The 20,150-nt window shown below is 37.1% G+C and carries 19 protein-coding genes and 1 other annotated feature; of the genes, 17 read left to right on the top strand and 2 right to left on the bottom strand.

Annotated features, from left to right (window positions below; genetic code table 11):
• Window positions 1-12: 12 nt before the first annotated feature.
• Both ACYFX0_RS10165 and ACYFX0_RS10160 read right to left on the bottom strand, forming a co-directional pair.
• Window positions 13-429: an organic hydroperoxide resistance protein gene (locus tag ACYFX0_RS10165; RefSeq protein ID WP_000359773.1), complete on the bottom strand. Its 417-nt coding sequence runs from the start codon at window positions 427-429 to the stop codon at window positions 13-15.
• 2 nt (window positions 430-431) lie between these two features.
• Window positions 432-884: a MarR family winged helix-turn-helix transcriptional regulator gene (locus ACYFX0_RS10160; RefSeq protein WP_000133913.1), complete on the bottom strand. Its 453-nt coding sequence runs from the start codon at window positions 882-884 to the stop codon at window positions 432-434.
• Between the two features lie 416 nt (window positions 885-1,300).
• On the opposite strand from ACYFX0_RS10160, the gene hemA reads away from it, so the two are divergent.
• The 17 genes from hemA (at window position 1,301) to minC (ending at window position 20,149) form a co-directional block, all read left to right on the top strand.
• Window positions 1,301-2,635, top strand: a complete 1,335-nt coding sequence (gene hemA / locus ACYFX0_RS10155) for a glutamyl-tRNA reductase (protein WP_000547868.1) — start codon at window positions 1,301-1,303, stop codon at window positions 2,633-2,635.
• 17 nt (window positions 2,636-2,652) lie between these two features.
• Window positions 2,653-3,486 carry a cytochrome c biogenesis protein gene (locus ACYFX0_RS10150; RefSeq protein WP_000009002.1) on the top strand — a complete coding sequence of 278 codons (834 nt, stop codon included), beginning with the start codon at window positions 2,653-2,655 and terminating at the stop codon, window positions 3,484-3,486.
• A gap of 15 nt (window positions 3,487-3,501) precedes the next feature.
• Window positions 3,502-4,431, top strand: coding sequence for a hydroxymethylbilane synthase (hemC, locus tag ACYFX0_RS10145; protein WP_001226403.1), 930 nt, complete (start codon window positions 3,502-3,504; stop codon window positions 4,429-4,431).
• Window positions 4,432-4,433: 2 nt separating this feature from the next.
• Window positions 4,434-5,186 (top strand): uroporphyrinogen-III synthase, encoded by a 753-nt coding sequence (gene hemD / locus ACYFX0_RS10140; protein WP_000992324.1) that lies wholly within the window; start codon window positions 4,434-4,436, stop codon window positions 5,184-5,186.
• Between the two features lie 20 nt (window positions 5,187-5,206).
• Window positions 5,207-6,196: a porphobilinogen synthase gene (gene hemB / locus ACYFX0_RS10135; protein ID WP_460270393.1), complete on the top strand. Its 990-nt coding sequence runs from the start codon at window positions 5,207-5,209 to the stop codon at window positions 6,194-6,196.
• Window positions 6,196-7,482 carry a glutamate-1-semialdehyde 2,1-aminomutase gene (gene hemL / locus ACYFX0_RS10130; RefSeq protein ID WP_460270391.1) on the top strand — a complete coding sequence of 429 codons (1,287 nt, stop codon included), beginning with the start codon at window positions 6,196-6,198 and terminating at the stop codon, window positions 7,480-7,482. The genes hemB and hemL overlap by 1 nt, the downstream gene beginning before the upstream one ends.
• 110 nt (window positions 7,483-7,592) lie before the next feature.
• Window positions 7,593-8,564: a stage VI sporulation protein D gene (gene spoVID / locus ACYFX0_RS10125; protein ID WP_000718528.1), complete on the top strand. Its 972-nt coding sequence runs from the start codon at window positions 7,593-7,595 to the stop codon at window positions 8,562-8,564.
• 34 nt (window positions 8,565-8,598) lie between these two features.
• Window positions 8,599-9,624: a spore coat protein YsxE gene (ysxE, locus tag ACYFX0_RS10120; protein WP_106081799.1), complete on the top strand. Its 1,026-nt coding sequence runs from the start codon at window positions 8,599-8,601 to the stop codon at window positions 9,622-9,624.
• 215 nt (window positions 9,625-9,839) lie between these two features.
• Window positions 9,840-10,071, top strand: a binding site (T-box leader).
• Window positions 10,072-10,109: 38 nt separating this feature from the next.
• Window positions 10,110-12,755, top strand: a complete 2,646-nt coding sequence (locus ACYFX0_RS10115) for a valine--tRNA ligase (RefSeq protein WP_106081798.1) — start codon at window positions 10,110-10,112, stop codon at window positions 12,753-12,755.
• Window positions 12,756-12,848: 93 nt separating this feature from the next.
• A complete protein-coding gene (locus ACYFX0_RS10110; protein WP_017763622.1) occupies window positions 12,849-14,150 on the top strand; it encodes a bifunctional folylpolyglutamate synthase/dihydrofolate synthase in 1,302 nt (433 codons plus the stop codon).
• 164 nt (window positions 14,151-14,314) lie between these two features.
• On the top strand, window positions 14,315-15,265 hold the full coding sequence (locus ACYFX0_RS10105) for a hypothetical protein (protein WP_000360993.1): 951 nt from the start codon (window positions 14,315-14,317) through the stop codon (window positions 15,263-15,265).
• Window positions 15,266-15,497: 232 nt separating this feature from the next.
• Entirely contained in the window at window positions 15,498-16,073 is a 576-nt protein-coding gene (locus tag ACYFX0_RS10100; RefSeq protein ID WP_086397885.1) for a Maf family protein, read from the top strand.
• Window positions 16,074-16,119: 46 nt separating this feature from the next.
• Window positions 16,120-16,797, top strand: coding sequence for a RadC family protein (gene radC, locus ACYFX0_RS10095; RefSeq protein ID WP_001013396.1), 678 nt, complete (start codon window positions 16,120-16,122; stop codon window positions 16,795-16,797).
• 157 nt (window positions 16,798-16,954) lie between these two features.
• Window positions 16,955-17,974 (top strand): cell shape-determining protein MreB, encoded by a 1,020-nt coding sequence (mreB, locus tag ACYFX0_RS10090; RefSeq protein ID WP_000466736.1) that lies wholly within the window; start codon window positions 16,955-16,957, stop codon window positions 17,972-17,974.
• Window positions 17,975-18,015: 41 nt separating this feature from the next.
• Window positions 18,016-18,867 carry a rod shape-determining protein MreC gene (mreC, locus tag ACYFX0_RS10085; RefSeq protein ID WP_001135484.1) on the top strand — a complete coding sequence of 284 codons (852 nt, stop codon included), beginning with the start codon at window positions 18,016-18,018 and terminating at the stop codon, window positions 18,865-18,867.
• Between the two features lie 14 nt (window positions 18,868-18,881).
• Window positions 18,882-19,427: a rod shape-determining protein MreD gene (gene mreD, locus ACYFX0_RS10080; RefSeq protein WP_000975762.1), complete on the top strand. Its 546-nt coding sequence runs from the start codon at window positions 18,882-18,884 to the stop codon at window positions 19,425-19,427.
• Window positions 19,428-19,462: 35 nt separating this feature from the next.
• The gene (gene minC, locus ACYFX0_RS10075; RefSeq protein WP_000391514.1) at window positions 19,463-20,149 is read left to right on the top strand and encodes a septum site-determining protein MinC; all 687 of its coding nucleotides are present in this window, start codon (window positions 19,463-19,465) and stop codon (window positions 20,147-20,149) included.
• The last annotated feature ends 1 nt before the right edge of the window (window position 20,150 follow it).

The following is a 20,150-nucleotide window of genomic DNA, read 5'->3' as shown; positions in this document are numbered from 1 at the left end:
TTATATAAGCTGTTAACGTACGTTTAATGTAACTTCAATATTACCTCGTGTTGCTTTAGAGTAAGGACATACACCGTGAGCCGCTTCTACAAGTTCTTTTGCTTCGCTATGTGAAACGCCAGCGACATGTACATCAAGCACGGCAGATAGGCCAAAACCACCATCTGTATCTTTTCCGATAGAAACGTGAGCGGTTACTTCTGTACTTTCTACTTTCATACGTTTTGTACGAATGACAAGTTGTAATGCACTATCAAAACAAGCTGCATAACCAGCTGCAAATAGTTGTTCTGGATTTGTTGCTTCTCCGCCTGCACCACCTAGTGCTTTCGGCATTTTTACATCAAGATTTAATATGCCATCATCTGAAACTACTTTCCCATTTCTTCCACCTGTTGCTGTTACTGAAGCAGTATATAATTTATCCATATTTATTCCCCTTTTCCATCATTAATTGTTTTCATTGTTTCAATTAGTTTATTTAGCTCAATTAATAAAGAGCGATATTCTTGCTCTGTAATTCCTAAATTTGTAGCCATCGTTGTCGGTAATGAACAAGCCTTTTCCTTTAAATCTTTGCCTTGTTCTGTTAATTCAATACAAACTTTTCGCTCGTCTTCTTTGGAACGAACACGTTTTACAAGTTTTAATGATTCCATTCGTTTTAACATAGGTGTTAACGTACCGGAATCTAAAAATAGACGTTCTCCAATTTCTTTTACTGTTAGTCCATCTTGCTCCCATAGTACGAGTAAAGTAATGTACTGGGGATACGTAATACCCATCTCTTCTAAATAAGGTCGATAAAAACGAGTAACCTCTCTAGAACAGGCATAAATAGAAAAACAAAGTTGGTTATCTAGATGCAAAGAGTCCTCTGTCATACATAACTCCCTTCTAATTAAGTTGTGCACAATTTAATTTTGTAAAATCAATATAACGAAAAAGAAATAAAATGTCAAATACATTGTATTGAGAAAGTGTTTGCTACATTTTGGAACAATCATACATATTTTCCTTCATGATGAAAGAAGATAGGAAAGATGATGTTATAATTTATATGGAATAGTTTCCATCACTTGATTATGAGGACTTTTTTTGGTAACGTACAAATAGAGTTATTAATTTATAATCATTATAAAGTAGAAGATTTTTTTATTAGTTTACTGAATCTCCTTTATTACATACGGAGAATAATTAAAAAATAATCGGTTGTTCACACGATTGTCAGATTCATAAGAGGAAAGTTGTATTATGATAGTAGATAAAGTGATAAAACGGGTGAAGGGGGACATGCTGCGTGCATATTCTTGTTGTTAGTGTAAATTATCGAACAGCCCCTGTAGAATTTCGTGAGAAACTCACATTTCAGGCAGCAGAGCTAGAGCGAGCGATGACTACATTACAAAATCAAAAGAGCGTGTTAGAGAATGTCATTGTATCAACTTGTAATCGCACTGAGATTTATGCTGTTGTCGATCAATTACACACGGGACGGTATTATATTAAGAAGTTTTTAGCTGATTGGTTTCAGCTTGAAATAGAAGAAGTCGCGCCATATTTAACTATTTTTGAACAAGATGGTGCAATAGATCATTTATTCCGCGTAACGTGCGGTTTAGATTCGATGGTAGTCGGAGAAACGCAGATTTTAGGTCAAATAAAAGATAGCTTTTTAGAAGCGCAACAAGTTAAAGCAACAGGCACAATTTTTAATGAATTGTTTAAGCAAGTCATTACATTAGCAAAACGTGCCCACTCAGAAACAACAATCGGGGAAAGTGCAATGTCTGTTAGTTATGCTGCTGTTGAGCTTGGAAAGAAAATATTTGGCGAGTTAACAGATTGTCATGTGCTTATTCTTGGTGCTGGTAAAATGGGCGAACTTGCACTGCAAAACTTATATGGAAGTGGTGCTCGTAAAGTAACAGTTATGAATAGGACACTTTCGAAAGCAGAAGTAATGGCTGAGAAATATATGGGACATGCAAAATCGTTAAGCGAATTGCAATGTGCATTATTAGAAGCAGATATTTTAATTAGTTCAACTGGTGCATCTGAGTATGTCATTACGAAAGAGATGATGACAAAGGTGGAGAAAATGCGCTCTGGTCGCCCTTTATTTATGGTTGATATTGCAGTACCACGTGATATTGATCCAGCGATTGATGAGTTAGAAGGTTCTTTTTTATATGACATTGATGATCTGCAAGGAGTAGTGGAAGCAAATCGTGCTGAGCGTTTGAAAGAAGCGGAGAAAATTCAATTTATGATTGAAGAGGAAATTGTTCTATTTAAAACGTGGTTAAGTACACTTGGTGTTGTTCCATTAATATCAGCTCTTCGTGATAAGGCACTTGCAATCCAAAGTGAAACGATGGTAAGCCTAGAGCGAAAAATACCAAACCTTAGTGATCGTGAGAAAAAAGTCATTAGTAAGCATACGAAAAGTATTATTAATCAATTATTAAAAGACCCAATTTTAGTAGCGAAAGAAATAGCTGCTGAAGAGGGAGCGAGCGAAAAATTAGCGTTATTTGCGAAGATTTTCGATTTAGAAACGGAAGAAGTAGAGAGTCGTGCGGAAGAAGTAGAACATAAAAGAGTGTGGACACCATCCGTTCCATCTTTATAATTTGGAAGGATGATCGGATGAGTTTTTTAAATAACAGTATTATTTATCATATTGCAATTATTTTATATGCTTGTAGCATTAGTTTATATTTTATAGATTATTTCCAAAGTAACCGAAAGGCGAACCGATTTGCTTTTTGGTTACTTTCGATTGTATGGGTATTGCAGTCTATTTTTATGTTGCTTAGGGCGACAGATTCAGAAACGAACCCCATTTTAACTTTATTATCAGGGATTTATTTTTATGTTTGGTTATTGATTACGATGTCGTTAGTCATAAATCGATTTATGCGCGTTGACTTTTTAGTCTTCTTTACAAATGTTGTTGCATTTGGCGTAAGCGCTTTTTCTATTTTTACACCGCTCGGAAAGATGTCGCCAGTACTTGCAGAGCAATTAGTTTCAGAACTTGTATACGTGCATGTTGGAATGGCGATTATTTCTTATGCAACGTTTACGGTATCATTTATTTTTTCTATTATGTATTTACTGCAATATCGCCTATTAAAAAAGAAAAAGTGGAATGCGAGATTAAGAAGGTTAGGGAATTTACCGAAGCTTGAATCTACGTCTTACGGATTAAATTTATTTTCTGTTCCATTTTTCTTACTAGCAATTTTATTAGGATGTATATGGGGATATACAAAATTAGATAATTTTCATTGGTATGATACGAAAGTAATTGGTTCGTTTGTCGTTCTATTTGTATACTGTGCGGGCTTGTATTTAAGAGCGGCAGATGTATTGCAAGGGAAGAAAATTGTACTGTGGAATGTAGGGGCCTTTCTCGTAATGCTAGTTAACATTTTTTTATTAAGTAGTTTATCTAATTTCCACTTTTGGTATTTATAATGAGGAGAGAGAATTATGCGCAAAATTATTGTAGGGTCACGAAAGAGTAAGCTAGCATTAACACAAACAAACTGGTTTATTGATCAGTTAAAAGCACTTGGTTTACCATATGAATTTGAAGTGAAAGAAATTGTCACCAAAGGTGATGTGATTTTAGATGTTACTCTTTCAAAAGTAGGCGGAAAAGGTTTGTTCGTTAAAGAAATTGAGCATGCGTTACTTACGAAAGAAATCGATATGGCTGTACATAGTATGAAAGATATGCCAGCCGTACTTCCAGAAGGGTTAATGATTGGCTGTACACCAAAGCGTGTTGACCCTCGTGATGCTTTTATCTCAAAAAATGGAGCATCGTTTAAAGAGTTAGCGGAAGGTGCTATTTTAGGTACGAGTAGTTTAAGACGTAGTGCACAGCTACTCGCTGCGAGACCAGATTTACAAGTGAAGTGGATTCGCGGAAATATCGATACACGTTTACGTAAATTAAAAGAAGAGGATTACGATGCGATTATTTTAGCGACAGCTGGATTACAAAGAATGGGCTGGGATGATGAAGTTATTACAGAACATTTAGATGAAACGTTATGTGTACCTGCTGTAGGACAAGGTGCATTAGCGATTGAATGTCGTGAGGATGATAAGGATTTATTGCAGTTGTTAGCGCATATGAATGATGCGATAACAGAAAGAACAGTGGCAGCGGAGCGAGTATTTCTTCATAAACTTGAAGGTGGATGTCAAGTTCCAATCGCTGGATATGCAACCCTTAAAGAAAACGATACAATCGAATTAACAGCTCTTGTTGGCTCTATGGATGGCTCTGTTTTATTAAAAGAGACAGTAGTAGGTACTAATCCTGAGGAAGTAGGATTAGAAGCCGCGGGCCGTTTAATTAAACAAGGCGCCAAAGAACTCATTCTTGCTGCAAATAAGGAGCAACAATAAATATGAACGCTCTCGCTGGAAAAACGGTATTGATTACACGTGCCCAGCATCAAGCGAAACAAATGAGTGTAGCAGTGAAAGAAAAGAGCGGAATTCCATTGGAAATTCCGCTTTTGCATATGGAAGGTATGTCTCATAGGCAAATTCAACATATTGAAGGGCAGCTACATTCGTATGACTGGGTTATTTTTACGAGCAGAAATGGTGTAGCTTTTTTTCTAGATAGTTTGAACAAGAAACTACCGCTAACCATTAAAATCGCTGCGGTAGGTGTGAAAACAAAATTAGAGTTAGAAAAAAGGGGCTATCAAGTTCATTTTGTTCCAACTTCATTTGTTGCAGAAGCATTTGCAGAAGAGTTTCTAAAAGAATTAAGTGGAAACGAACGTATTTTATTTCCGAAAGGGAATATAGCAAGAGAGGTAATTCCGGTTGCACTTCGGGAAATTGGTGTTTCTCTAGATGAGCTAATCGTATACGGTACGAAAGTGAATATAGAAAAAAAGCAAGAGCTTATAGCGGCATTGAAGTTAGGGAAAGTAGACATTATTACATTTACGAGCCCTTCAACTGTTACTAGTTTTGTTCGTTTACTTGAGGGTGCAAACTGGAGAGAATGGACAAAAAAATGTACAATTGCTTGTATAGGACCTATTACGGAAAAAGAGGCAAGTCGTTATTTTCCGTCTGTTATTGTGCCGAAAGAGTACACTGTAGAGGCATTACTACAATGTGTTTGTGAATCTATAAAATGAAAGAATGGGGATAGAAATCTATGAACTCTTTACAATTTAATCGTCATCGTCGTTTAAGACAAAGCGGTAGTATGCGTGCACTTGTGCGTGAAACGTTTTTACATACGGAAGATTTTATTTACCCTATTTTTGTATTAGAAGGTGAAAATGTTCGTAATGAAGTTCCTTCTATGCCAGGCGTATATCAAATGTCTTTAGATTTATTGCAAGCTGAAATGCAAGAAGTTGTTGATTTAGGTATTCGTTCTGTTATTGTATTTGGTTTACCTGCTGAAAAAGATGAAGTTGGATCATCAGCATATTGTGATCATGGAATTGTACAACGTGCTATTCAACAAATTAAAGGCGATTTCCCTGAGCTAGTAGTAGTTGCAGATACATGTTTATGTCAATTTACAAGTCATGGTCATTGCGGTGTAATTGAAGATGGTATTATTTTAAATGACGAGTCTCTTGCAGTTCTTGCGAAAACAGCTGTAAGTCAAGCGAAGGCAGGAGCGGACATTATTGCGCCATCAAACATGATGGACGGCTTCGTAACAGCAATTCGCCATGCATTAGATGAAAATGGTTTTGGACACGTGCTAGTTATGTCGTACGCTGTGAAATATTCATCAGCGTTTTATGGGCCATTCCGTGATGCTGCGCACGGTGCGCCGCAATTTGGTGACCGTAAAACATATCAAATGGACCCAGCGAACCGTATGGAAGCATTCCGTGAAGCAGAATCAGATGTAATGGAAGGGGCTGATTTCTTAATTGTAAAGCCAGCTCTTTCTTACTTAGATATCATTCGTGATGTGAAAAATAACTTTAATTTACCAATCGTTGCTTACAACGTAAGTGGTGAATATTCAATGATTAAAGCGGCAGCGCAAAATGGTTGGATTAATGAAAAAGAAGTTGTGCTTGAAAAATTAATTAGCATGAAACGTGCAGGAGCAGACTTAATTATTACGTATCATGCGAAAGATGCAGCAAAATGGTTGCAAGAAGGAGGCGTTAAATAATGAAAAAGTTTGATAAGTCAATTGCAGCGTTTGAAAAGGCGCAAGATTTAATGCCTGGTGGCGTAAATAGCCCAGTTCGTGCCTTTAAGTCTGTTGGGATGAATCCGTTGTTTATGGAGCGTGGTAAAGGCTCTAAAGTATATGATATTGATGGAAATGAATACATCGACTACGTATTATCATGGGGGCCTTTAATTCATGGGCATGCAAATGATCGTGTTGTTGAAGCGTTAAAATCTGTTGCTGAAAGAGGTACAAGCTTCGGTGCACCGACAGAAATCGAAAATAAATTAGCGAAACTTGTTATTGAGCGTGTACCATCGATTGAAATTGTCCGCATGGTTAACTCTGGAACAGAAGCGACAATGAGTGCACTACGTTTAGCTCGTGGTTATACAGGCCGTAATAAAATCTTGAAATTCATCGGTTGTTACCACGGTCATGGTGATTCGTTATTAATTAAAGCTGGTTCTGGTGTGGCGACTCTAGGTTTACCAGATAGCCCTGGCGTACCAGAAGGTGTAGCGAAAAATACGATTACAGTAGCTTATAATGATTTAGAAAGTGTGAAATACGCTTTTGAACAATTCGGTGATGATATTGCTTGTGTAATTGTAGAACCAGTGGCAGGGAATATGGGTGTTGTTCCTCCGCAACCAGGATTTTTAGAGGGACTTCGTGAAGTAACAGAACAAAACGGTGCACTGCTTATTTTTGATGAAGTAATGACAGGATTCCGTGTTGCTTATAACTGTGGACAAGGTTACTACGGTGTAACACCTGATTTAACTTGTTTAGGTAAAGTAATCGGTGGTGGCTTACCAGTAGGAGCATACGGTGGTAAAGCAGAAATTATGCGCCAAATTGCGCCAAGCGGACCGATTTATCAAGCTGGTACTTTATCAGGTAACCCACTTGCAATGGCAGCAGGTTATGAAACGTTAGTACAGTTAACGCCAGAATCGTATGTAGAATTTGAGCGTAAAGCTGAAATGTTAGAAGCTGGATTACGTAAAGCAGCTGAAAAACATGGCATTCCACATCATATTAATCGTGCAGGTTCTATGATTGGTATTTTCTTTACAGATGAGCCCGTTATTAATTACGATGCAGCAAAATCTTCAAACTTAGAGTTCTTTGCGGCTTACTATCGTGAAATGGTAGAACAAGGTGTATTCTTGCCACCATCTCAATTCGAAGGTTTATTCTTATCGACAGCACATAGTGACGCAGATATTGAGGCGACAATTGCAGCGGCTGAAATTGCAATGTCAAAATTAAAATAATGTATTAGAGAAAAATCGCTCTCCATAAGGGGAGCGATTTTTTTTATTCATAAAGTAAGCTTTCCCTACATAAATCTGTAATGACATATAGTTTGGGAGGGGGAAAAGAAGTGGCTGCAGATCATTCGTTACGATTTTCATTAAAAGAATCTGTTTGGTTCCAAAAGGGACAGGAAGTCGATGAACTTTTGTCAATTTCGTTAGATCCAGACGTTGAGATAGAAGAGCTTGATCATGAAGTAATCGTGAGAGGGCAATTAGATTTAACGGGAGAGTATGTTGCAAGGCAAGATGATTCGGCGTATTCACTAAGAGAACTATCGCCAGCAAAGTCAATTGATTATGTAGAAACAAGGGAAGATGGGGTTAATGAACTTGTTCATTCCTTTCCGCTTGAAATATCAATTCCGAGAAATCGCGTGAAAGTAATTGAAGAACTATATGTATCAATTGAGGAATTTGATTATGAATTAAAGGAAAATGGTTGCTTACAATTATTAGCGGATATATCTATTACTGGTTTATGTGATGAAGAGAGAAGCGAGGATGAAGAAGAAACGGTGTATGCTGATTTAGAAGAAGATTCAGCGCAAGAGGATGAGAATAGACCGGCGCCCCATGTAGAAGAACCAACATACAAGGAATCAGATGAGTGGGAAGATTACGCATTTGAACCGTTCCAATTAGAGGAAAGAAAAGAGCAGGAATTAGAAGAAGAGAAAATAGAAGAACATGAATTTGTGGAACGTGAAGAGGAGCAAGAAACAACGCCGCAATTTGAATTGTTCGGACGAAAAGATTTCAAGAAAGAAAAAGCGAAAAAGCAGGAAGAACAAGAAGAAGAGTACTCACAGCGAGATGAAAATGCGCTTTATTTAACAAAACTATTTACGAAAGAACCGGAAGAGGAATTTACAAAGTTAAGAATGTATTTCGTACAAGAAGGGGATACAATTGAATCTATTGCAGACCGTTATGAAACATCGGTACAAAATTTGTACCGTGTCAATCAAACAGAAGATATATTTTTAAATACGGGGCAAATTATTTATATTCCCGTTTCAAGAGTAAAGGCGAAATAAAGAAGTTATGTTTTGAATAGAAAGGGTTATTCGTATGGATATTGAATTGCGAAATCACTATGAACCTATCGTGAGGCAATATAGATTGGATACGCAGCATATGGAAGAGCACGGAAATGTAATGAAAATTTATACGAATCAAGGTCCATATGCACTTAAGAAAATAGAAGGCAGAAAGTTAGAGCGGAATAACTTTCTGCATCATATTCAATATTTGAAGGAGAAAGGTTTTTCAAATTATGTACCTATATACCATGCGACGGATGGAAATTATATTTTAAGTGACGGGACGTATAATTATTATTTAATGCCTTGGTTAGAACGTGCAGAAGGAAATGGTGAGGACAATGATCAATACCATAAAATGTTTCAGACACTCGGAACGTTGCATCAAAAAACTGTGAAGGAAGAAACGTATACGGAAGAAGATTTAGAAAAACATTATACAACTATATCCAATCGCTGGGAAAATGATGGTGAGATGTTAGAAGAGTTTCTCGTAGAATCTGAATCAAAATGGTATATGTCCCCGCTTGAATTGCAATATTGTACGTACTATCATCATGTAATGAGAGCGCGTGAATTTGCAACGAAGCAATTAAATGAGTGGAACGATGCGATGAAAGAAAAAGATAAAACGCGTATTACTTTTGTACATGGTAACGTGTCACTTAATCATTTTTTATTTGACTATGAGCGGAATGGCTATTTTATTAGTTTGGAAAAATCGAAGTTTGCAACGCCTGTGCAAGATATAGTAGGTTTTTATTCACGGTCTTTAAACACATATCCGATCGCAAGAAGTGATCGGTTTGAATGGTTTCAAATGTATCAAAAAAATTTTCCGTTTACGAAAGAAGAGCAACTTCTCATGTTTGCTTATATGACGTACCCATCACAATTTATTCGACAAATCGGTTCGTATAGAAAAAGAAAAGATAATCGCAACGAGGAAAATGAATTGCTGGAAGTAAAGAGTTTGCAACAATCGCATTGGCTCGTTAACAATATAGAATATTTCCTATCACAATTACAAGCTGCCCAGCAAGGGAACGGGTAAAGTAAAACTTTAATCAGCGGGTGGCTCCAACCTAACTTCTTTGCTTCAGCTGAATTTTGAGGTGGGGTCTTATTGCCCGCAAATAGCGAGATAAAGAAGATAAGTAGAGAATGCTACTTATCTTTTTTGTGCGCCTGAAAATTCATAGACTTAAATTTATCTTGACGAATAAGGTTTCGTTTTTTACACTATTGTATATAATAATTAACAATCATATAAATGCCTTGAAGGGGAAGAGTATAACAAGAAACGTCTTCAGAGAGGAGAATCATTAGCTGGGAGATTCTCTAGATAGTTATGTTAGAAGGTAGCCCTGGAGCATCTTTTCTGAACGGAATAGTTCTCATTAGGAAAAGACGGATTTGTCCGTTATCAAATTAAGAGTATAAGCAAATTATGAATTTGTTTGTAAATAAAGGTGGTACCGCGATGTCCCTCGTCCTTTTTTGGATGAGGGACATTTTTTATTTTAAGGAGGGAAAATAATGTCAAACACGGAAAAGAATTTACCAACTAAATATGATCATATGTCCGTTGAAGAAGGCCTTTATCAGTGGTGGCTAGAAGGCAAATATTTTGAAGCAACAGGAGACGAGAAGAAACAACCTTATACAATTGTAATTCCACCTCCGAACGTAACTGGTAAGTTACACTTAGGTCATGCTTGGGATACAACTCTTCAAGATATTTTAACTCGTACGAAGCGTATGCAAGGATATGATGTATTATGGCTTCCAGGAATGGACCATGCTGGTATTGCAACACAAGCGAAAGTAGAAGGAAAACTTCGTGAAGAAGGTATTTCACGTTACGATCTTGGCCGTGAGAAATTCCTTCAAAAAGCTTGGGAATGGAAAGAAGAATACGCTTCTCACATTCGTCAACAATGGGGGAAAGTTGGTTTAGGACTAGACTATTCTCGCGAACGTTTCACATTAGACGAAGGTTTATCTGATGCGGTTAATAAAGTATTCGTTCAATTATACGAAAAAGGCTTAATTTACCGTGGTGAATATATTATCAACTGGGATCCAGCAACACGCACAGCTCTTTCTGATATTGAAGTAATTCATAAAGAAGTTCAAGGTGCATTCTACCATATGAACTATCCGTTAACAGACGGTTCAGGTCACATTCGTCTTGCTACAACTCGTCCAGAAACGATGCTTGGTGATACAGCAGTAGCAGTTCATCCAGAAGACGATCGTTACAAACATTTAATCGGAAAAACAGTTACACTTCCAATTGTAGGCCGTGAGATTCCGATTATTGCTGATGAGTACGTAGAAAAAGACTTCGGAACAGGTGTTGTAAAAATTACACCAGCTCATGACCCGAATGATTTTGAAGTAGGTAACCGTCATGACTTACCACGCATCTTAGTAATGAATGAAGATGGATCGATGAACGAAAAAGCTGGTAAGTATAACGGTATGGATCGTTTCGAATGCCGTAAAGCATTAGTGAAAGACTTACAAGAGGCTGGCGTATTAGTAGAAATCGAGCCTCATATGCATTCAGTAGGTCATAGTGAGCGTAGCGGTGCAGTAGTTGAGCCTTACTTATCAACACAATGGTTCGTAAAAATGGCTCCACTTGCAGAAAAAGCAGTAGCACTTCAACAAAAAGAAGAAGAAAAAGTAACGTTCGTACCAGAGCGTTTTGAAAACACATACTTACGCTGGATGGAAAACATTCATGACTGGTGTATTTCTCGTCAATTATGGTGGGGACACCGTATTCCAGCTTGGTATCATAAAGAAACTGGTGAGGTATACGTAGGTACAGAAGCACCAGCAGATATTGAAAACTGGAATCAAGATAATGACGTACTGGATACATGGTTCAGTTCAGCGCTATGGCCGTTCTCAACACTTGGTTGGCCGGATGAAGATTCAGCAGACTTTAAGCGCTACTATTCAACAGATGCATTAGTAACTGGTTATGACATCATCTTCTTCTGGGTATCTCGTATGATTTTCCAAGGTTTAGAGTTTACAGGCGAGCGTCCATTTAAAGATGTATTAATTCACGGTTTAGTTCGTGATGAGCAAGGTCGTAAGATGAGTAAATCTCTTGGTAACGGTATTGACCCAATGGATGTTATCGAGAAGTACGGTGCAGATGCAATGCGCTATTTCTTATCAACAGGAAGTGCACCAGGTCAAGATTTACGCTTCAGCATGGAGAAAGTAGAATCTACTTGGAACTTCATTAATAAAATTTGGAATGCATCACGCTTCGTATTAATGAACATGGATGATATGAAGTATGAAGAAATCGATTTAACTGGTGAAAAATCAGTTGCAGATAAGTGGATCTTAACTCGCTTAAACGAAACAATCGAAAGTGTAACACGTAACATGGATAAATATGAGTTCGGTGAAGCTGGACGTTCATTATACAACTTCATTTGGGACGATTTCTGTGACTGGTACATTGAAATGGCGAAGCTTCCACTATACGGTGAAGATGAAGCAGCTAAGAAAACAACTCGTTCTATTTTAGCTTACGTATTAGACCAAACAATGCGTCTATTACATCCATTCATGCCATTCGTAACAGAAAAAATTTGGAAACATTTACCACATGAAGGCGAATCTATTACAGTAGCTGCGTGGCCAACAGTTCGCGAGGATTTACAAGATACGGAAGCTGCGGCAGAAATGCACCTTCTAGTTGATATCATTCGCTCTGTTCGTAACATCCGTGCAGAAGTAAATACGCCAATGAGCAAAAAAGTTCAAATGCAAATTAAAGCAAAAGATGAGGCTGTACTTGCTCAACTTACGAAAAACAGCTCTTACATTGAGCGTTTCTGTAATCCAAGCGAATTAACAATTCAAACGGATTTACAAGCGCCAGAAAAAGCAATGACTGCAATCGTATCAGGTGCAGAGTTATTCTTACCATTAGCTGATCTTATCAATCTTGATGAAGAGAGAGCTCGTCTTGAGAAAGAACTTGAGAAGTTCGATAAAGAAGTAGAACGTGTACAGAAGAAACTTTCTAACCAAGGTTTCGTAGCGAAAGCTCCTGCGGCAGTTATTGAAGGAGAGCGTGCGAAAGAGCAAGATTACCTAGAAAAACGCGAAGCAGTTCGTCAACGTCTAGTAGATCTTGAAAAGTAAAAATGTTTTTAGAGACTCACTATATTGGTGAGTCTCTTTTCTTTGCGTATAATAGAACTATGAAAGTTGTCTTTTGAAAGGGGAAAAGCATACGTGATACATACATACGAAGAAGCGATAGGGTGGATTCATAGCCGATTGAAATTTGGAATTAAGCCAGGATTAGAAAGAATGAGATGGATGCTAGAAGAACTCGGAAATCCAGAGCGTCATATAAAATGTGTTCATCTTGCTGGTACAAATGGAAAAGGTTCAACGTTAACATATATGCGCTACATGTTAGAAGGCGCGAAATATAAGGTAGGAACGTTCACCTCTCCTTATATCGAAACATTTAATGAACGCATTAGTGTGAATGGGACACCAATTGCAGATGAAGAGATTACTGAACTTGTAAAGATGGTAAAACAAGTCGTGGAAAAACTAGATGAGACGGATTTAGGGGAAGCGACGGAGTTTGAAATTATTACTGTTATGGCAATTTGTTATTTCGGTAAAGTCAATTTCTGTGATGTTGTTTTATTTGAAACAGGGCTTGGTGGACGTTTTGATTCTACTAATGTTATACACCCTGTTCTCACGATTATTACGAATATCGGTCACGATCATATGCATATTTTAGGGAATACACTAGGAGAAATTGCATATGAAAAGGCGGGGATTATTAAATCTGGTGTGCCGGTAATTACTGGTGTGCAGGACGAAGAAGCTTTGGAAGTCATTCAAAATGTTGCAAAGGAAAACCATGCAAACCTATACGAACTTGACAAGCATTTTACAGCGTTACATAAGCAGTCTAAAGAAGATGGGGAACAGTTTGATTTTACTTGTCCTTTTGCCGCATTTGAAGATTTGCAAATCTCAATGAAAGGCATTCATCAAGTAGGAAATGCAGCGCTAGCACTTATGGCAGTCATGTATGTAAAAACATATCTATCATTTTTAATTGAGGAAGAGGAAATAAGAACGGGATTACGGGAAGCGTATTGGATTGGGCGCTTTGAAAAGCTGCAAAGTAACCCGGATATTATTATAGATGGTGCCCATAATCCAGAAGGTATTGAAAGCCTTGTGAAAACAGTAGAAGCGCATTACAAAGATAAAAATGTAATAGTTTTATTTACTGCCCTTGGTGATAAACAATTGCATAACATGGTAGGCCAATTAGAAACCATTGCAGATGAAATTATTTTTACAACATTCGCCTTTGATCGTGCTATCTCTGCTGATAAACTTGCATCATATTCACAAAAAGAATCAAAATTAGTTTTTGAAAATTGGAAAGAGGCAATTGATACAAAAGTTGAAATGATAGGAGAAAATGATGTTTTCATCATAACAGGTTCTCTTTATTTCATTTCTGAAGTTCGAAAATATATTCGCGAGAAAAACTAGATAGTCTTTGCTATCTAGTTTTTTGTTCTACAAATGAAGTCAAAAGCATACATATAAGATAAATATATAGGGTTATTTGGCGAATTTCTCTGACAAATATCTCGTTTTTTTGTGAAAGGAATATGATATGATGCGGACAACGATAAGAGGTGAGGTGTGAGTGTATGGACAAGCAATCACGAACGATCTCAGTGAAAGTGAATGGAACAGAAGCGAAGTATGAGGAAAAGAAGAAAGATGAATTTGAATGGATGGTAGTAGAAGGTGAACGACCGAGAAATGTTGTTCCGTTTCAAAAAGCGAAATCGATGTCTGTGGAAAAATACCGAAAGAAGTGGAGTAATACATTAATTGCAATCGTTGCAACCGCAATTATTATCGGTACGGCGTTTGGAATGGGGATGCTTCATTTACTCACCGGACAAGGAACGACAGGAGGAAGTGAAGTAACAGCTTCCAAGCCGACTGGGAATGGAGAATCAAAGGTGGGTGGAACGGCAGGACAAACATCAGAACCAAAAGAAGAAAAACAAAAAGCACAGGCAGGAGCGTCATTGGATCCGATGAAATTATTTTTTGTTCAAGGGGGGCTTTATTCTTCTGAAGAAAAGGGACGAGCAGCTCTTGAAGAATGGAAAGGCAATGGGGGCATTGGAGCTTTGAGACCGAGCGGGGATAAGTATGCAATAGTTGTTGGTATTGCTAGCGATGAACAGGCTATAAATCAATTAATGACTCAGTATAAAAATGATGGTGTCTCCGTTTTAAAAAAGAACTGGGATATAACAGATAAAGCGTTGCTGAAAGATGATAAAGAAGTAGGAACATTTTTAACAAAAGTGCAGCCATTATACACTCATTTAGCAAAATATGCTTCTAGTGTACAAGTTGGTGGAAAAAGCAGCGCAAAAGATATAGAAGCGATTGAAAAAGAATGGAAAGCGATTGAAAAAGAGGGGAAAAGTATGAAGCAAGAAGAAGCAAAGAAACTGTATATGTATACGTCGGTAGCTGTACAAACAGTAAAAGATGGGAAAATGGATAAGGAATCTTTGGTGAAATTAAATCAAGTTATTATTGATGGCCTACTTTCGTATGAAAAAATTGTTTCGTAGAAAGTGAAATGATAGGATAATAAAATGAGTAAGAAAGAAGTACATGTACTTCTTTCTTTTCTTTTGAATTTAGAGCAAAGTGCTTTCTCTATGAAAGGAATATAATCGTATGCAATAAAGAATTGTTATTTTAGTTAGAGAAATTAATATTTCTTTCATTTGTGGACAAACTATTCCTTTGATACGATTGATATAAATTGTTCTGCTTCATGTGAGAAAGGAAGGAGAAAATATGAAAAAAATAATTTTAGCTTCAGGATCACCTCGGAGGAAGGAATTGCTTGAGTTAGCTAGCATACCATTTGAAATCGTTGTAAGTGAAGTAGAGGAAACAATTGGTGCATATTCATCGCCTTCTGATATTGTAATGTCGCTTGCCTTGCAAAAAGCATCAGCGGTGGCAGAAAATAATAGTGATCACATTGTGTTAGGTGCAGATACAATTGTTACATATGAGTCGCGTATTCTTGGTAAGCCTTCTAATGAGGATCAGGCGAAAGAGATGTTACAATTACTATCAGGGAAAACACATGAAGTGTATACAGGTGTTGCGATTATATCAAAAGAAAAAACGGTTACTTTTTATGAGCGTACAGAAGTTACGTTTTGGGAGCTAACAGAAGAGGAAATTGATACATACGTCACGTCGAAAGAACCTCTTGATAAAGCCGGTAGTTATGGGATTCAAGGTAAAGGATCTATTTTCGTTCAAAATATTCAAGGGGACTACTATAGTGTAGTTGGCTTACCAATTGCACGTCTCGTTAGGGAATTAAAACAATTTGATATTGATGTAACCCATGCGTAAAATTGCATGGGGTTTTCTTTGAGAGAACAAATAAAGGAGTGGAGAGATGAACGGTATTCGTGATGTTGTAAGAGAAGAACAGCCACGGGAGCGTTTATTGTTAGAAGGTGCCGGAAGTTTATCAAATCGAGAGCTTCTCGCAGTATTACTCAGAACAGGTTCTAAAGAAGAAACAGTGTTAAAGTTATCAGATAAAATTTTACACCAATTTGATGGCTTACGTATGTTGAAAGATGCAACATTAGAAGAGCTAATTAGTATACATGGTATTGGGATTTCAAAGGCATCGCAACTTATGGCAGCCTTTGAACTAGGCAGAAGAATGGTGCGTTTAGAATATCAAAATAGATATAGTATTCGAAGTCCAGAAGATTGTGCGAAATACATGATGGAAGAAATGCGTTTTTTACAACAAGAGCATTTTGTTTGTTTATATTTAAATACAAAAAATCAAGTTCTACATAGGCAAACGATTTTTATTGGAAGTTTAAACACGTCAATTGTACACCCCAGGGAAGTTTTTAAAGAAGCCTTCCGTCGTGCAGCAGCCTCTATTATATGTCTTCATAACCATCCCTCAGGAGATCCCACGCCGAGCCGTGAAGATATTGAAGTAACAAAACGTTTAGTAGAATGCGGCCAGATTATCGGAATTGAAGTGCTAGATCATATTATAATAGGTGACCATAAATTCGTGAGTTTAAAGGAAAAAGGTCATATTTAAGACTATGCTTTTTACTTATTTTGTTTTATAATGTGATTTATGAGTTTTTTGTAGAAATTTATCTACAAAAAGGATAAAGATATAAAAAACGTACTGTTTTTATAATATAAAGTAAGAAAAAATGAGTCCGTGAAAACAAGAAAGGAAGATAAATAATATGTTTGGATTTGGTGGATTTACTCGCGATCTTGGAATAGACTTAGGAACTGCGAACACGCTTGTATATGTAAAAGGAAAAGGTGTAGTTTTACGTGAACCTTCAGTAGTTGCGTTACAAACTGATACGAAACAAATCGTTGCTGTAGGTAGCGACGCAAAACAAATGATTGGTCGTACACCAGGGAACGTTGTGGCACTTCGCCCGATGAAAGACGGTGTAATTGCTGATTATGAAACAACTGCAACAATGATGAAATATTACATTCAACAAGCTCAAAAATCAAACGGTTTCTTCTCACGTAAGCCGTATGTAATGGTATGTGTACCATCTGGTATTACAGCTGTAGAAAGACGTGCAGTAATCGATGCGACTCGTCAAGCGGGTGCTCGTGATGCTTATCCTATCGAAGAGCCATTTGCAGCAGCAATTGGTGCAAACTTACCTGTTTGGGAACCAACTGGTAGTATGGTAGTTGATATCGGTGGTGGTACAACAGAAGTTGCAATTATTTCTTTAGGAGGTATTGTAACAAGTCAGTCAGTTCGTGTTGCTGGTGATGATATGGACGATTCAATCATTCAGTACATTAAGAAAAGCTATAACTTAATGATCGGTGAAAGAACAGCTGAAGCATTAAAATTAGAAATCGGTTCTGCAGGCGAGCCAGAAGGTATCGAGCCTATGGAAATTCGCGGTCGTGATTTAGTAAGTGGTTTACCAAAAACAGTACTAATTCAGCCAGAAGAAATTGCAGATGCATTAAAAGATACAGTAGATGCGATTGTAGAATCAGTTAAAAATACACTAGAAAAAACTCCACCTGAATTAGCAGCTGATATTATGGACCGCGGTATTGTATTAACAGGTGGCGGGGCATTACTACGTAATTTAGATAAAGTAATTAGTGAAGAAACAAAAATGCCAGTTCTTGTTGCAGAAGACCCATTAGATTGCGTAGCAATTGGAACAGGTAAAGCATTAGACAATATCGATCTTTTCAAAACTGCTGCTCGATAATATTGCAAAATAAAAATCAGTGAAATTAAGAGGGTGTGAACGTGCCACAGTTTTTCTTAAACAAAAGATTAATTGTTTTGTTAGTTAGTATTATTCTTCTCGTGGCATTGATTGGAATCTCATTGAAAGAACGGAACAGTTTAACATGGCCAGAGCAGTTTGTTAAAGACACTGTCGGTGTTGTAGAACGTGTATTCCAAAAGCCAGCGAAATACGTAGCTGGATTCTTCGAAAATGTAGAGGATGTAAAGCGCACGTATGAAGAGAATAAAGAATTAAAAGCAAAATTAGATAATTATGCAGGTCTATCAGGGAAAGTAAAACAATTAGAAGATGATAACAAGAAGTTACAAGAGTTAACTGGAAAAAAGGAGTTGCTGAGCGATTATACTGAGATTCCAGCTACTGTTGTTTCTCGTAGTTCAGATAAATGGTACGATTTAATTGGAATTGATAAAGGGGCACAGCAAGGAATTAAAAAAGATATGGCTGTTATGACTTCACAAGGTTTAGTTGGACGTGTGAAAAGTGTATCTCAGTTTACATCATCAGTAGAGTTATTAAGCTCTATGAGCCGAACAAATCGTGTATCTGCTATTGTACAAGGGCAAGAAAATATCTTTGGTTTAATTGAAGGTTACGACAAAGAAAAACACTTACTTCTTTTCACAAAGATTGGTTCTGATGCAAAAGTAGAAAAAGATCAAATGGTTGTAACATCTGGACTAGGTGATATTTTCCCGAAAGGTCTTGTAATTGGGAAAATCGTTGATGTACAACCAGATGCATACGGCTTAACAAAAACAGCTTATGTAAAACCTGCCGCTGATTTAAATGACGTAGAGCATATTATGGTTGCTAAACGTAAAAAGCCTTCAGCGCCATTAGAATAGGAGGGAGAGAAGAGATGATGAAGATTTTAAAAAGAGCAGCTCTTCCTCTTTTGCTCCTTTTTGTGTTTCTATTTGAAAATATGTTTGCTACCATTGTTCCAACAAATGTGTTTTGGAAAGAGAGTATAGCAGCACCGCATTTCTTTATAATCGTCTTATGTTTTATTACAGTGTATTATAGTCCGGTCCAAGGGATTTATTACGGACTATTATTTGGTTTCTTATTTGATACCGTATACACAGAACTTGTCGGTATATATATTTTTGCTTATCCGATTTTAGCTTATTTAGTTTATAGTGTGATGAAAGTACTGCAATTGAATTTATTTATTGTTGTTTCCATCATATTAGCTAGCGTTGTAGCACTAGAGTATTATGTGTATGGATTTTTAACTTTGTTGGGACGTACTCATATGCCAGCGTATGTCTTTTTCACAGATCGTCTCCTTGCTACTTTATTGTTAAATGCTATTTTCTTGTTGATAGTTTGTTTCCCACTGAGACGATATATATTGCGTCTTTCAAAAGCGATGGAAGAAAAAGAAAAAAGGATTTTCTAATTTTATGTCGAATTGAATCGGTGGGGTGAACTTTAGTGGAAGAAAAAAAGCAACAAAATGTAACGATAAAAGGGACAAAAGATGGGATAACGCTTCATTTAGATGATTGTTGTTCATTCTCTGAATTGTTGATAGAATTAGACGAAAAACTTTCTACACATTACTACGATGGTGATGGACGCTCTTTAATTGAAGTGCATGTGAAAGTAGGAAATCGTTATTTAACAGAAGTCCAACAAGAAGAGATTCGTACGTTAATTCGTAATAAAAAGAATCTTGTTGTGGATTCAATTAAAAGTGATGTTATCACTAAAGCAGAAGCAATAGCTTGGAAAGAAGAAACAGAAATTGTCCCTATTTCCAAAATTGTTCGCTCTGGACAAGTTTTACATGTAAAAGGAAATTTGTTGTTAATTGGAGATGTTAATCCAGGCGGAACGGTTATCGCTGGGGGGAATATTTTTGTTGTAGGATCATTAAGAGGAATTGCACATGCTGGGTATTATGGGGATTCGGATGCTGTAATCGCTGCATCTGTTATGAACCCGATGCAACTTCGAATTAGTGATGTGGCAATGCGGGCTCCGGAAGAGAAAGAAGACGGAGCGGAGGCGGCAGAATGTGCGTATATTAATGAGAACAATCACATTGTTGTCGATCGCCTGCAACTTCTCACTCATCTTAGACCTAATTTAACAAAGTTAGAAAGGGGAATTGTATAGC

It is taken from the genome of Bacillus sp. NEAU-Y102, from assembly GCF_054788175.1.
Note: the sequence above shows the minus strand (reverse complement) of the source record. Positions and strands in the feature narration are given on the sequence as shown.

Bases quoted from the DNA above. Each gene is read 5' to 3' on its own strand.
- ACYFX0_RS10165 (WP_000359773.1), bottom strand. From the start codon at position 429: ATGGATAAATTATATACTGCTTCAGTAACAGCAACAGGTGGAAGAAAT.
- ACYFX0_RS10160 (WP_000133913.1), bottom strand. From the start codon at position 884: ATGACAGAGGACTCTTTGCATCTAGATAACCAACTTTGTTTTTCTATT.
- ACYFX0_RS10150 (WP_000009002.1), top strand. From the start codon at position 2,653: ATGAGTTTTTTAAATAACAGTATTATTTATCATATTGCAATTATTTTA.
- hemC (WP_001226403.1), top strand. From the start codon at position 3,502: ATGCGCAAAATTATTGTAGGGTCACGAAAGAGTAAGCTAGCATTAACA.
- hemD (WP_000992324.1), top strand. From the start codon at position 4,434: ATGAACGCTCTCGCTGGAAAAACGGTATTGATTACACGTGCCCAGCAT.
- hemB (WP_460270393.1), top strand. From the start codon at position 5,207: ATGAACTCTTTACAATTTAATCGTCATCGTCGTTTAAGACAAAGCGGT.
- hemL (WP_460270391.1), top strand. From the start codon at position 6,196: ATGAAAAAGTTTGATAAGTCAATTGCAGCGTTTGAAAAGGCGCAAGAT.
- ysxE (WP_106081799.1), top strand. From the start codon at position 8,599: ATGGATATTGAATTGCGAAATCACTATGAACCTATCGTGAGGCAATAT.
- ACYFX0_RS10115 (WP_106081798.1), top strand. From the start codon at position 10,110: ATGTCAAACACGGAAAAGAATTTACCAACTAAATATGATCATATGTCC.
- ACYFX0_RS10105 (WP_000360993.1), top strand. From the start codon at position 14,315: ATGGACAAGCAATCACGAACGATCTCAGTGAAAGTGAATGGAACAGAA.
- ACYFX0_RS10100 (WP_086397885.1), top strand. From the start codon at position 15,498: ATGAAAAAAATAATTTTAGCTTCAGGATCACCTCGGAGGAAGGAATTG.
- radC (WP_001013396.1), top strand. From the start codon at position 16,120: ATGAACGGTATTCGTGATGTTGTAAGAGAAGAACAGCCACGGGAGCGT.
- mreB (WP_000466736.1), top strand. From the start codon at position 16,955: ATGTTTGGATTTGGTGGATTTACTCGCGATCTTGGAATAGACTTAGGA.
- mreD (WP_000975762.1), top strand. From the start codon at position 18,882: ATGATGAAGATTTTAAAAAGAGCAGCTCTTCCTCTTTTGCTCCTTTTT.